The sequence below is a fragment of the Colwellia sp. SU-HH01217 genome (genome assembly GCF_057543495.1).
Window position 1 is genome coordinate 160,979 of sequence record NZ_BAAJLX010000007.1, and the last position, 14,212, is coordinate 175,190.

A 14,212-nucleotide genomic window follows, 5' to 3' on the forward strand; every position below is an offset into this window, starting at 1 on the left:
CATTGTCTGCTTTAGCTTTTTTCTCTACGTTTTACTTCGTATTTGTAATAAAATAACACTCGCAATCCCTTAGATTTATTAATAAAATCCCTTTAAATTCTATTTTGGTCTATCTTAAATAGAAGACAATAAAAATAAAGTAGCGAATACGAGAAAAGTCTCACAAACATAAACAAATTATTACAAGCTTACTCTTAACATTAAGAGAAAAGGAAAAACAGCATGGCGTTAGTTGAAGGTTCACCCTCGGTTATACTTAAAAGTGTTGCAAAATTAATACAACAAAAAGTTCCCACAGAAACGGCTCCTTTGCTTGAGCAGTTCTCTAGCTTACTCTACGGTAATATTTCTAGTCAGGATTTAGCGCACCGAAACGAAAGTGATATGTACGGTGCTACATTAAGCTTATGGAATGAACTTAACGGTCATCAAGATGATAGTCCTGTTATTAAAGTATTTAATCCTCAAGTGTCTAAGCATGGCTGGAAATCTAGTCACAGCATTATCGAAATTATCATTAAAGATATGCCATTTTTGGTGGATTCAGTTCGTATTGCGTTAAATCGCTTAGGACTATCACCACATTTATTGCTAAATGCGCCTATTAATGTTGTTCGAGACAAAGATAACGTGATTACGCATTTGTCAGCCTCTTCAGCCAAATTAATTAAAACGACCTCTGTCGAAACGGTATTTTTTATTGAAATTGACAGACAAACTGAACAATCAGCTTTAGATTCTGTTGCCAAAGAATTACGATCTGTTATGAGTGATATTTCATTAACTGTTGGTGATTGGCAACCTATGCTTACGCGTTTAAAGTCTGTCATCAGTGAAGTTAAAAAAGCTAAATTACCTTGCCCTAAAAAAGAGCAAAAAAATGCCTTAGCATTTTTAGAATGGGTTGCTGAAAACAACTTTACTATTATGGGGTATCGTTCGTATAACGTTAAAGACGTTAAAGGTGATGTTGCCCTTGAAGCAGACGTTAAAACTAGTCTTGGTTTGATGAGCAGTACAACAGGCACAAAACAACGATTAATTTCGTCTTTTGGTGAGTCTGCGAGAGAGCTTGCATTAGGTGATAATTTACTTATTTTAACTAAAACAAATTCTAGATCGAGAGTACACCGTCCAGCACACTTAGATTACATTGGAATTAAGCGTTTTGATGAGAATGGTAAAGTAACTGGCGAAGATCGTTTTATTGGTTTATTCGGCTCAGCCTATTACACAAATAGCGCATTAGATTTACCGCTTATTGGCGCAAAAGTTAACGACGTTTGCGACTCTTCTGGTTTTGCAAGTGGCTCGCACGCCTATAAGTCTTTAGTGAATATTTTAGAGACTTACCCAAGAGACGAAATACTCCAGTCAAGCACCGACGAGTTATTAACTAATGTTTTAGGTATCTTGCGTATGCAAGAAAGAGATTACACTGGTTTATTTATTCGCCGAGATGCCTTTGATCGTTTTTATTCTTGTATGGTTTACGTACCTCGAGAGCGTTACAACACTCAGCTACGTATCGAAACACAGCAACTATTAAAAGAAGCACTTGGTAGCTTTGAAGATGTTGAGTTTACAACCTATTTCTCTGAGTCAGTGCAAGCACGTACTCATTACATTGTTCGAGTTAACAACACAAAAGCAGATATTAATGTGAAAGAAATTGAAAAGAATTTAAATGAAGCCGCTCGTAGTTGGGACGATAAATTGTCTTCAACATTAAAATCACACAAAGGTGAAGCAGCTGGCAAAATGCTAAGTCGTAAATATTCTCATTTTCCACAGTCGTATAAAGATGAAGTGCTGCCAGGCACTGCGATAGTTGATATTGAAAAGCTTGAAGCACTTAGCAGTGATAATCCGCTCGAAATGTTGTTCTACCAGCCACAAGAAGAAAAGTCGGGGAGTCGTTTGGTTAAACTGAAGCTCTTTCATGTTGGCGAGCCATTACATCTGAGTGATGTTTTACCTATTTTAGAAAACTTCGGTTTACGTGTTATTGGTGAAAGCCCTTATGCGGTTAAAACGGCGATAGGTGAAACATACTGGATCTTAGATTTCTCAATGTTGCTAACGGGTGATGGTGCGTTTAACTTAGCCGTAGTACAAAGTTTATTCCAAGATGCTTTTGCTAAAGTATGGTCAGGGGAACTAGAAGATGATGGCTTTAACCGCTTAATTTTAGGTGCAGAGTTAGATGGCCGTGAAGTTTCTATTTTAAGAGCCTTCTCTAAATATGAACGCCAAATAGGTGGTACTTTTAGTCAAAGTTATATCGAGGACACTTTTGCGCGTTATCCGAGTTTAGCTGAGCTACTAATTAAATTATTTACTTTGCGCTTTGATCCGAAAACTCATGGTAAAGCCAAAGCATCAGAAAAAGTTATTGGTAAATTAAAAGATGAAATAGAGTCATCTTTAGATAAAGTCGCTAACCTTGATGATGACAGAATCATTAGACGTTTTGTTGAAATGATTAATGCGACAATAAGAACTAACTACTTTCAAGCCGATCCTGAAACTGGACTAAAACCTTATATTTCATTTAAAATTTTACCAGAGCAAATTACTGACGTACCGCTTCCTTTGCCTAAGTTTGAAATATTTGTCTACTCACCTCAAATTGAAGGGGTACATTTACGCGGTGGTAAAGTCGCTCGAGGCGGTCTACGTTGGTCAGACCGACGTGAAGACTTTAGAACTGAGGTATTAGGCTTAGTTAAGGCACAACAAGTTAAAAACACCGTTATTGTACCTGTAGGGGCAAAAGGTGGTTTTGTTTGTAAGCAGTTACCACAAGGTAGTCGTCAAGAAGTGTTTGAAGCAGGTAGAGAGTGCTATAAAACCTTTATTCGCGCATTATTAGATATTACCGATAATATTGTTGCAGGTGAAATTATTCCTCCTGTCGATGTTGTTCGTTATGATGAAGACGACGCTTATTTAGTTGTAGCAGCCGATAAGGGGACAGCTACCTTCTCAGATACCGCTAATGCAATCTCAGATGAATATAATTTTTGGTTAGGTGACGCTTTCGCTTCAGGTGGTAGTGTTGGTTATGATCATAAAGCAATGGGCATTACAGCTAAAGGTGCGTGGGAGTCAGTAAAACGTCATTTCCGCGAAATGGATATTGATTGTCAATCAACCGACTTCACTGTTGTAGGTATAGGGGATATGGCAGGAGATGTGTTTGGTAATGGCATGTTGTTGTCTAAACATATTTGCTTGCAAGCAGCATTTAACCATATGCATATTTTTGTAGATCCGACGCCAGACTCTGCTTCTTCATATAAAGAACGTGAACGCTTATTTAATACACCAGGGTGTACGTGGGAAGATTATAATCAAAAGCTACTTTCTGAAGGGGGGATGATCTATAACCGCTCTGCTAAATCTTTGAAATTGACACCACAAATTAAAAAGATGATTGGCACTCAAAAGCTAACCATGTCTCCGTTAGAATTAATGCAGTCGTTGCTTAAAATGAAAGTGGATTTGCTATGGAATGGTGGCATTGGTACTTACGTTAAAGCAACATCTGAAACCCATTTAGAAGTAGGTGATAGAGCTAACGATGCGATTCGCATTAATGGTAGCGAGCTAAGAGCTAAAGTAGTTGGCGAGGGGGGGAACCTTGGTTTTACACAATTAGGTCGTATTGAGGCAGCTAAACGTCGTGTACGTTTAAACGCTGATTCAGTAGATAACGTGGCTGGTGTAGACTGTTCAGATAATGAAGTTAATATCAAAATAATGCTCAATGGTTTAGTGCAAAATGGCGATTTAACGGTAAAACAACGTAATCAATTACTTTACGATATGACCGATGAAGTCTCTAAAATTGTCTTAGAAGATTGTTACCGTCAAACACATTCATTGTCTATTACTGCAATGCGTGGTGCGAGCCAATTAAAAGAGCAAACGCGCTTTATTCATGAGTTAGAACGTGCAGGTAAGCTAGATCGAGCTTTAGAATTTATTCCTAGCGATGATGAAATTGCAGAGCGCTTATCTAAAGGTAAAGGGCTTACTCGACCAGAATTGTCAGTATTACTTGCTTACAGCAAAATGGTGCTTAAAGAAGATCTGGTGTGCCCTGAAATTACAGATAACCCATTTCATGATCGGTTACTGATCAATGCATTTCCAAAGCAGTTGCGTGAAAACTATCGCACTCAAATGCAAGATCACCCGCTAAGAGCTGAAATTATCGCCACTAAACTTGCCAACGTAATTGGTAACGACATGGGCTTTAATTTTGTTAATCGCATGTATGAAGAAACAGGTGCAACAGTTGCTGAAATTGCTAACTGTTATGTAATGGCAAGTGAAGTGTTTGAGTTAAGTGATATGTGGCAACAAATCACGCTGTTAGATAATAAGATTTCAACGGCAATACAAACTGAAATGCTATTCCAAATGCGTAGAACTGTTCGACGTGCTACTCGTTGGTTCTTACGTCATCGCGATAAGTCGTTAACTATTGCTGAAGTGATTAACTTCTACCAACCGACCTTTACTGATTTGTCTAAAAATTTAGATAAATATTTAGTTGAAGAAGAAGTTCAAGAGTTAGAGCGCATTAAAAGTGACTTAGTTAAAGAAGGGGTGCCTAAAAACATTGCGGTTAGAATTTCTCAATTAAGTTCACTGTTCCCAGTAATGGATATTGCCGACATGACTGCAACTTCTGAGCAAGACGTTGCGCTTGTTTCAGGCTTGTACTTTAATCTTGGTGTTCGTTTAGACTTACATTGGTTCTTAGATCAAATTACCGGTCAATCAGTCACTAATCACTGGCAAGCTCTTGCAAGAGCATCGTTTAGAGAAGAGTTAGACTGGCAACAACGAGCATTAGCTTTAGTTGTTCTGCGCTGTAATTGCACTAAGTCTGAAATTGGTATCGATGAAATGCTCGACAACTGGATTAAAGCAAACGAACAACCGCTTAACCGTTGGTCACAAATTTTGAGTGACTTTAGAATTGGTCAAACACATGAGTTTGCCAAATTCTCAGTCGCACTAAGAGAGTTAATGCTACTTAGTCTAAATTGTGACCCTGCTAATTAGTTAGCAAGGCTATTTTACAGTAACACTTAGCTGGTATACCTGATAAAATCCCCGCATTAGCGGGGATTTTTTTATATCAATGTTTTACTGCAGCGTATATAAAATGGTTAAAATGCCGCCCAACATTTCTATTATAGAGGTATTATGTTTTATTCTGCACTTCGAAAGGTGTTTTTTCAGTTTGACGCTGAAACAATTCACGAATTAACCATTAAAAGTTTAAAAGGTACAGGGTCAACTCCTCTTAACTTTTTATATAAACAGAGCGTTGTTGACAAACCCGTTGAGGTTATGGGAATTAAGTTTCCTAACTCTGTTGGTCTAGCAGCAGGTTTAGATAAAAATGGTGAGTGTATTAATGCTTTTGCGGCCATGGGATTTGGCTTTATTGAAGTTGGCACAGTTACCCCTAAACCCCAACCGGGTAATGAAAAACCTCGAATTTTTCGTATTGAACAAGCCAATGCCATTATTAATCGTATGGGCTTTAATAATAAAGGCGTTGATTACTTAGTTAATCAAGTTCGCCAAGCAAATTTTAAAGGGGTTTTAGGAATAAACATTGGTAAAAATAAAAACACCCCAGATGAAAACGCCAAAGATGATTATATTCACTGTATGCGTAAAGTGTACAACTACGCAAGTTACATCACCGTTAATATTTCTTCACCTAACACACCCGGTTTACGTTCATTACAATATGGAGCAGCATTAAATGAGCTATTATCAGCCTTAAAAGACGAGCAAAAAAGTCTTTCTAAGCAGTTTGATAAATATGTACCCATTGCTGTGAAAATTGCACCAGATTTAAACGAAGAAGAAGTTACTTCTATTGCTCAGTCGCTAATCGATAATAATATCGATGGCGTTATCGCTACTAATACCACTTTATCACGAGAAGGGGTTGAAGGATTAACACATGGTGAAGAAATGGGCGGATTAAGCGGTGTACCTGTTAAAGAAAAAAGTACAAAAGTAATATCTCTGCTTGCAAAAGCTTTAGATAATAAACTGCCAATTATTGGCGTTGGCGGGATTTCAACCGGTGAAGACGCTAAAGAAAAAATTACTGCTGGAGCAAAACTTGTTCAAGTTTATACTGGCTTTATCTATCAAGGACCTGCTTTAATTAAAGATATAGCTAAAGCGCTTTAATAAAAAAGCCATCACTTTTATTAAAGTGATGGCTTTTTTGTAAGCTACCAACTAGTTGTTAACAGCCTTAGTTATTGCTCATCATAACCATCGTTATGAACACTCATAACAGCTCGTCCTGAAGGATCTGCGTTGTTTTTAAAGCTTTCATCCCAAGCAAGTGCTTCAGGAGTTGAACAAGCAACAGATTTACCACCAGGAACACACTCGGCAGCTGAAGCAAGAGGGAATTTTTCTTCAAAAATACAACGATAGAAGTAGGCTTCTTTAGTATCAGGTGTATTGATTGGAAATTTAAACTCAGCACTTGCCAATTGTTGATCGGTGACTTGCTCTTCAATATAAACTTTTAAACTATCAATCCAAGAGTAGCCAACGCCATCTGAAAACTGCTCTTTTTGACGCCATAAAATCTCTTTTGGTAAATAACCCTCAAATGAAGAACGTAAAATCGCTTTTTCCATTTTTCCGTTACCACACATTTTATCTTCAGGATTAATACGCATGGCAACATCCATAAAGTGCTTATCTAAAAATGGTACACGGGCTTCAATTCCCCACGCTGACATTGACTTGTTCGCACGAAGACAATCAAACATATGGAGTTTATCAAGTTTACGGTTAAGCTCTTCATGAAACTCTTGAGCATTAGGCGCTTTGTGGAAATATAAGTAACCACCAAAAATTTCATCGGCACCTTCACCAGAAAGTACCATTTTAATCCCCATGGCTTTAATCTTACGCGCCATTAAATACATAGGAGTGGAAGCGCGAATGGTAGTTACATCATAAGTTTCTAAATGATAAATAACCTCTCTAAGCGCATCTATACCTTCTTGTTCTGTAAATACTACGCTGTGATGTATTGTGCCAATACTGTCAGCAACTGTTTGTGCAGCTTCTAAATCAGGAGAGCCAGCTAAACCACAGGCAAATGAATGTACTTTAGGCCACCAAGCTTCACTTAAATCGTTTTCTTCAATTCGTCGTGAGGCAAATTTTTGGGTAATAGCAGAAATTAAAGATGAATCTAATCCGCCCGATAATAAAACGCCATAAGGAACATCAGTCATTAAATGACTTTTCACTGACTCTTCCAACGCTTCACGAATTTTTGTTGTGCTGGTCGTGTTATCTTTAATGGCAGCATATTGTTGCCAATTGCGTTTGTAGTATTTTTGAAGCTCGCCAACACGGCTATCGTATATGTGTCCTGGAGGAAATTCGCTTACAGTTTTACAAATTGGCATTAGTGCTTTCATTTCAGAGGCAACATAAAAGTTACCTTCTTCGTCACGGCCAGTATAAAGAGGGATAATGCCAATATGATCACGGGCAATTAGGTATGAATTGTCGGCTTCATTGTAAATTATAAAAGCAAACATACCTTGAAGTTTATCAACAAAGTCAACACCAAACTCTTCATAAAGTGGTAAAATCACTTCACAATCTGATTTTGTTTGAAATTGATAATCGACAGTTAATTCTTTTGCTAAGGTTTTATGGTTATAAATTTCACCATTAACCGCTAATACATGCTTTTTATCGGCACTGTAAAGTGGTTGAGCGCCATGCTCTGTATCAACAATAGATAATCTTTCATGCACTAATATAGCATGTTCGCTGCTGTAAATGCCTGACCAGTCAGGACCACGGTGACGTAATAATCGAGAATATTCTAAAGCTTGAGGACGAAGTGCATCAGCACCTGTTTTTATATCTAATATACCAAAGATCGAACACATTGAAGCGCTACTCCTTTAAGTTATAAGTGAAAGTCAAATTGTAGTCAGCTAATAAATTGCTGAGACGCTACTTTGACAGCTTTTACAGAAAAATCAATAACTAAATTTCCCATTTAAAATGAATTACATTTTACAAAAGTTTTAAGTGCTAATGTGATAGATATGCGTTTTTTTTGTTATTATTTTATTGATTGATTTTCAATGGCTTAGTGTTTTATTTTTGATTGGTAAATAAAAGTTGTTTTATTTTTTATACGATTATTTTAAGCTGAAGATATTGTTTTAGCTCAAATATAAGTAGCTTATTTTGAACAGAATTATCGGATTTTTATCGGCAAGCCTCATTATTATAAGTGTGGTTTCTTCACAAGCAAGCGCAACCACTACTCGGTTACCGCCAGAGCAACTTTTAAAGTCGTTACTTGAAAAACACAAAGGTGACGTTATTTATTTAGATTTTTGGGCTTCTTGGTGTAGCCCTTGTAGACAATCATTTCCATGGTTGAATGCCATGCAGGAAACTTATCAAGATCAAGGTTTTAATGTCATTAGTGTGAATTTAGATGCAAATTATAGTTTAGCGACGGATTTCTTAAAAGAAACCCCCGTATTATTTAGTGTTGTATATGATCCTAAAGGGAAAACGGCTAAACAATATAAAGTAAAAGGAATGCCGACAAGTTACCTTATTAATCGGAAAGGGGTTATTGTTAAAGGCCATACCGGTTTTTTTCCTGATAAAATTCCGACATACGAAAATGAAATTAAACAGTTATTGCAACAGTAATCTTGTTGCTTTTAATTTAGTTACTTGATCAGAATTCGACAGCTACAAGAGGGGATTCCCTGTGGGGGATAAAACTAAAAACAGACAACAGTTTACTTTCAATTTACCCATATTTTTATGCGACAGCCATCAAGGTATATTTTGGAGTGAGCTTAAAAGCATATCTGGAATAACTGATTTATGTAGTGATAAATTAAGTTTTACCTTAACAATTAATACGCCTATAGAAAAAGAGACTTACAACAAGCTCCAATATTTATTAAGTTATTGGCATATTGAGCAATCATCATTAACTTGTTATCAAGATATTTAAACAATCAATGGCATATTTAGATTTTTATATAAAAGTAGGAACATCAATAAGCAATGAAGGTGGTAAGGTGATAAATCATTGTTTTAAAATGAATTTTTTATGTTGACTGTAAATATTGGCGCGTTAACAAGCGTAATAATAGCTTTTATAATAAAACAGCGAGCTAAAAGGCTCGCTGTTTTGGTTCGGTAACCATCAAAATTTTTATTCAGTATAGATATTTTACTCTGAATAAAAACCGATGTGTTGATGAAATCTAACAATCATCTCTTCTTTGTCATGAATAAACTCAAGCTTATCTGCTAATGTGTGTAGGGTTTGCTCTATTTGGTTAAGGAACTTACCAAAGCCATGGCTTGTTTTGTGTTGCTCGCTTGCAACAAATACTAATTGAACTTTATCTACAAGCTTGTCAGCAGACCACTTACAAGTATAACCACTGCTGGTATCTTTAGGGTTGTAACCGAGCATTTGTAATTCACCATTGGCAACAACGACCTCATCAACACTTCGTCTAACAATTGGAATTAAACCATTGGCGATAACTGCACCATTATTTAAGTGATGATTTTTTGCTGCATTAATTAATGCGTCAGCTATATAGTTATAAAGAGGATTATAAAGCTCAGATTCGTTTCCATCCATTTCCACTAACTGTTGAATGCGACGGTTAATTGGCATGTCAACAACCGCATAGGTCAGTGCATCAGTGTTGTCAGGTATAGTAATGTTGTCAGCTAAATAGCGATTACTAATGGAACGAAATTTATGTGGCTGAGTACCTTCTAAACCTTTGTTTTTAGCAAAAAGATCGTAAGTGATATGTTGGTGATCACAAATTCTTACCTCTTCTTTACTTAAACCAACTTCTTGAGAGAATGCACTAATTGCTTGTGTAACTTTTTGATGAAATTTTGCAGTGTTGAGACGTATTTCATCGCCATTAGCTAAAAATACCAAGGTAATTTTATTGGCACGTTTACTACCATCAAAATAACTATTTTGACTAAAGTGATATTTAGGGTTGTAGAGGAATAAGATTTGCTGATCTGTTTCAGGTTCCATCTTCTCTGGGCTGTATCGAATTCTTGGGAATTTATCATTAGCAACAAATTGACAATTTTCTATGCCAAAATCATCACTAGTTTTAAAGAAGATAGACGAGATCTTTTGATAAAATTTTGCATAAGGTGTTGCTGAAGTTTCATCAATAATAGAAGAAAATTTAGCTAACAACTCATCTGTGACTTTAATTTTTGCGAGTAAATATTGATTCTCCCTTGCTGAAGAGGGAATGTATACTTTATGTTGAACGTTTCTTGTACGCGATAATGCCATAACAACTTCCTATTGAATAAACACCTAATTTGTCTTTTTAGTATAACAAAAAGTGTTAGTAAAATAATGATTTAAATAAAGTAATTGTACTGGTTAACTTTCACTAAGACTTTTATAGTCACTAAAGTAATCATATCAGTGGGTAGGAATATTACTCGTTTATTGATTGAAAAAAGTACGGGTAATTTAACTTCTCGTTAATGAGCTGATTATTTTATAGATTATTAGTAAAGATCATCAGTGTTTTAAAGATTACTTACCGACAATAGCATACAATAATGAAATAATACTTTAGCTGAAGACTCTTTGTGACCCTAAGTAATTTAACTTTTGATAATCGATTTATTAACAAACTACCAAGTGACGAACAGGTAGATAATTACCCTCGTCAGGTACATCATGCCGCCTATTCTTTTGTTAAACCTAGTCAAGTAAGCAACCCACAATTAGTTGCTGTTTCGGAAGATTTAGCTGTCTCTTTGGGGTTTGCAAAAGAAGATATTGAATCTACTGACTTTTCTCATGTTTTCAGTGGTAATGCATTAATGGCAGGTATGCAGAGCTACGCGATGTGTTATGGCGGTCATCAATTTGGTCACTGGGCAGGGCAGTTAGGTGATGGCAGAGCAATAAATTTAGGTGAAGTGGTCACTAAAGATCATGGTCATCAATCTATACAGCTAAAAGGTGCAGGGCCGACGCCTTATTCAAGAACTGCAGATGGTTTAGCTGTATTAAGATCGTCTATTCGTGAATTTTTATGCTCAGAAGCAATGTTCCACTTAGGCATACCAACCACACGTGCATTAAGCTTATGCTTAACAGGTGAGCAAGTAATGCGTGATATGTTTTATGATGGTCATGCTCAATACGAGCAAGGCGCTGTGGTTTGTCGCGTGTCAAACAGTTTTATGCGCTTTGGCAGTTTCCAACTCCCCGCAACTCGTGGCGATAAAGAATTACTAACAAAATTAGTAGAGCACAGCATTTTAAGTGATTTTTCTTATTTGATTGAAGATGAAGAAGCAATAAACAAAGAAACGTATTTACAATGGTTTAGTGTTATTTGTAAAAGTACGTGTGAAATGATTGTTCATTGGCAGCGAGTAGGTTTTGTTCATGGTGTGATGAACACTGATAATATGTCAATACTCGGTGAAACAATTGATTACGGACCTTATGGTTGGATTGATAACTTTGATTTAAATTGGACACCTAATACAACTGATGCCAATGGCAAACGATATCGTTTTGGTGCTCAGGCAGAAATCGGGCAATGGAATTTATTTCAACTGGCTAATGCTATTTATCCGCTAATAGAAGAGGCTAAACCTTTAGAAGATTTACTTAATGGTTATGCTATTCAATATCAAGATAATTGGCATAAAATGATGTTAAAAAAGCTAGGTTTAAGCTCAGATTCAAGTAATGATATTAACAAAGAAGAAGACGAGCATTTATTTTCAGAGTTAGAAAATATTCTTTCAACTATTGAAACCGACATGACCTTGTTTTATCGCCAATTGGCCAAGTTACCCATGAACTCAAGTGCTGCAACTAAAGCACAATGGTTGCCTATTTTCACTCCTTGTTTTTATCAATTAAGCCAAGTTGATGAGCACTACATAACTAAGTTCAGTAACTGGATTACCCGCTTTGTTATGCGTTTTGAAAAAGACGCTTTATCCATACAAGCACATCAAGCGTTGATGAACCAAAACAATCCCAAATATGTGTTACGAAACTATCTTGCTCAACAAGCAATTGAACTTGCTGAAAAAGGTGATTTTAGTGAGCTACATAACTTACAACATTTATTAAAACAGCCTTACGATGAACAGAAAGATTATGAAAAGTATGCACAAAAACGACCGTCATGGGCGAAGGATAAAGCAGGTTGCGGCATGTTATCATGTAGCTCTTAGTGTTTTTGTTACTTAATTATGACGTTACATGAATATAGAAAAATTTTTGAGTGAAGAAAATCTTACAACTAGAATGACATTATAAATTAGCTACACTGGTGTTATAGGCTGAATAAAGATAATCTTAATACAGTTTAATTTCAAAGAATGATTGAAATCAATAGGAGTTATTTTGAACAAAAATAAAAATGTAGTAGTGCTAATTGCCAGCTTGCTTTTATCACTTACCAGCTCAACTTATGCTTTTGAAAAAAGTGATAATTTTAACGAAGCTTATTTGTCTTTTGATATTGATAAGGTTAAATCTCATGTCAAAATTCTTTCTTCAGATGAATTTGGTGGTCGTGAACCATCAACAGTTGGCGAAAAATTAACAACACATATGTTAGTAAGCGAGTTTGAAAAGTTAGGGCTATTACCAGGTAATGGCGACAGTTATTTACAAGCTGTTCCTATGGTATCAATTGCCACTACGTCTAAAACTAGCCTTAAAATTGCTGATATTGATTTCGAATATCCTAAAAACTATGTCGCTAGCTCTCGAAAAACAGAAAAGGAGTTAAGTCTAAAAAACTCAGACTTAGTGTTTGTTGGTTATGGCATTAACGCACCAGAATATCAATGGAATGATTATCAAGGTATCGATGTTAAAGGAAAAACAGTGGTTATTTTAGTTAATGACCCTGGCTACGCAACGCAAAACCCAGAACTTTTTGATGGCAACACCATGACATATTATGGTCGTTGGATATACAAGTACGAAGAAGCCGCCCGTCAAGGAGCTGCAGGTGCAATTATTATTCATGAGACTAAACCTGCGAGCTATGGTTGGAATGTTATTGAAAGTAGTTGGTCAGGTGCACAATACCACCTACCAGCAAAAGAAGTTAATGAACCCGCAATTGATGTAGAAATGTGGATAAGCCATGATAAAGCTACAGAGCTATTTAAAAAGTCGGGTCAAGACTTTGCAAAATTAAAGCAACAAGCAGCTCTTCGTGAATTTAAAGCAGTACCACTTAATTTGACCGCATCTATTGATATTGAAAACACTGTTGTCGAGTCAACGTCTAACAACATAATTGCGACTATCAAAGGAAGTAAAGCGAGTGATGAACACATAGTTTACATGGCTCATTGGGATCATTTAGGAACAACGGTTATTGATGGTAAGAAGCATGTTTATAATGGCGCCCACGATAATGCAACGGGTACAGCGGGTTTAATGCACATTGCTAAAGCATTTAAAGTGTTAAATAAAACGCCAGATCGTTCGATTACTTTTATTGCTGTAACAGCAGAGGAGCAAGGTCGTCTAGGATCTCGCTATTATGCCAATCACCCAACTATTCCTTTGAATAAAATTGTCGGCTTAGTAAATATGGACAGTTTAGATATTTCAGGCTTGAAAAAAGATATGACAGTTGTCGGTTTTGGAAAGTCAGAATTAGAAGACTATCTTGCTATTGCAGCAAAGCGTCAACAAAGAGATCTCACACCAGAGCAAACTCCTGAACGTGGTTATTATTATCGTTCAGATCACTTTAGTTTAGCTAAAAAAGGTGTACCAGCATTAAGTGCAGGCGGCGGTTCTAAAATGCTAAATGATGAGCAAAAGCAAATTAGTAAAAAAGTGAAAGCGTTAGTTGCTAAGTGTTATCATCAAATTTGTGATGAATATAATGAAAACTGGAGCTGGGACTCTGTTGTTGCAGAGTTGCAAGTATTTTTTGAAGTCGGTTATTTATTAGGGAATACCGACAAATGGCCAAATTGGCATCAAGGTACAGAATTCAAAAAAGCACGAGATGAAATGATGCAGTAGTTATTAATTTTATCATTTTACTAATAAAGCCGCTAATATAGC

The 14,212-nt window shown here is 36.3% G+C and carries 8 protein-coding genes; 6 read left to right on the forward strand and 2 right to left on the reverse strand.

Features of this window, described 5'->3' with window-relative positions; translation table 11 throughout:
- The first annotated feature begins 222 nt into the window (after positions 1-222).
- Both AC27G3_RS11010 and pyrD read left to right on the forward strand, forming a co-directional pair.
- Positions 223-5,082 (forward strand): NAD-glutamate dehydrogenase, encoded by a 4,860-nt coding sequence (locus AC27G3_RS11010; RefSeq protein WP_487121521.1) that lies wholly within the window; start codon positions 223-225, stop codon positions 5,080-5,082.
- 144 nt (positions 5,083-5,226) lie between these two features.
- Entirely contained in the window at positions 5,227-6,237 is a 1,011-nt protein-coding gene (gene pyrD / locus AC27G3_RS11015; RefSeq protein ID WP_487121522.1) for a quinone-dependent dihydroorotate dehydrogenase, read from the forward strand.
- Positions 6,238-6,308: 71 nt separating this feature from the next.
- Here the strand turns inward: pyrD and asnB are convergent, their stop codons facing one another.
- Entirely contained in the window at positions 6,309-7,982 is a 1,674-nt protein-coding gene (asnB, locus tag AC27G3_RS11020) for an asparagine synthase B (RefSeq protein ID WP_487121524.1), read from the reverse strand.
- A 307-nt stretch (positions 7,983-8,289) separates the two neighbouring features.
- Here asnB and AC27G3_RS11025 point away from each other — a divergent pair, with 307 nt between their 5' ends.
- Both AC27G3_RS11025 and AC27G3_RS11030 read left to right on the forward strand, forming a co-directional pair.
- The gene (locus AC27G3_RS11025) at positions 8,290-8,769 is read left to right on the forward strand and encodes a TlpA disulfide reductase family protein (RefSeq protein WP_487121526.1); all 480 of its coding nucleotides are present in this window, start codon (positions 8,290-8,292) and stop codon (positions 8,767-8,769) included.
- Positions 8,770-8,830: 61 nt separating this feature from the next.
- On the forward strand, positions 8,831-9,082 hold the full coding sequence (locus AC27G3_RS11030; protein WP_487121528.1) for a hypothetical protein: 252 nt from the start codon (positions 8,831-8,833) through the stop codon (positions 9,080-9,082).
- A gap of 222 nt (positions 9,083-9,304) precedes the next feature.
- On the opposite strand, the gene AC27G3_RS11035 is transcribed toward AC27G3_RS11030, so the two are convergent.
- Positions 9,305-10,420, reverse strand: a complete 1,116-nt coding sequence (locus tag AC27G3_RS11035) for a DUF3083 family protein (RefSeq protein WP_487121529.1) — start codon at positions 10,418-10,420, stop codon at positions 9,305-9,307.
- 308 nt (positions 10,421-10,728) lie between these two features.
- On the opposite strand from AC27G3_RS11035, the gene AC27G3_RS11040 reads away from it, so the two are divergent.
- Together AC27G3_RS11040 and AC27G3_RS11045 are read left to right on the forward strand one after the other, a co-directional pair.
- Positions 10,729-12,345, forward strand: a complete 1,617-nt coding sequence (locus tag AC27G3_RS11040; RefSeq protein ID WP_487121531.1) for a protein adenylyltransferase SelO — start codon at positions 10,729-10,731, stop codon at positions 12,343-12,345.
- Between the two features lie 172 nt (positions 12,346-12,517).
- A complete protein-coding gene (locus tag AC27G3_RS11045) occupies positions 12,518-14,170 on the forward strand; it encodes a M28 family metallopeptidase (RefSeq protein WP_487121533.1) in 1,653 nt (550 codons plus the stop codon).
- The last annotated feature ends 42 nt before the right edge of the window (positions 14,171-14,212 follow it).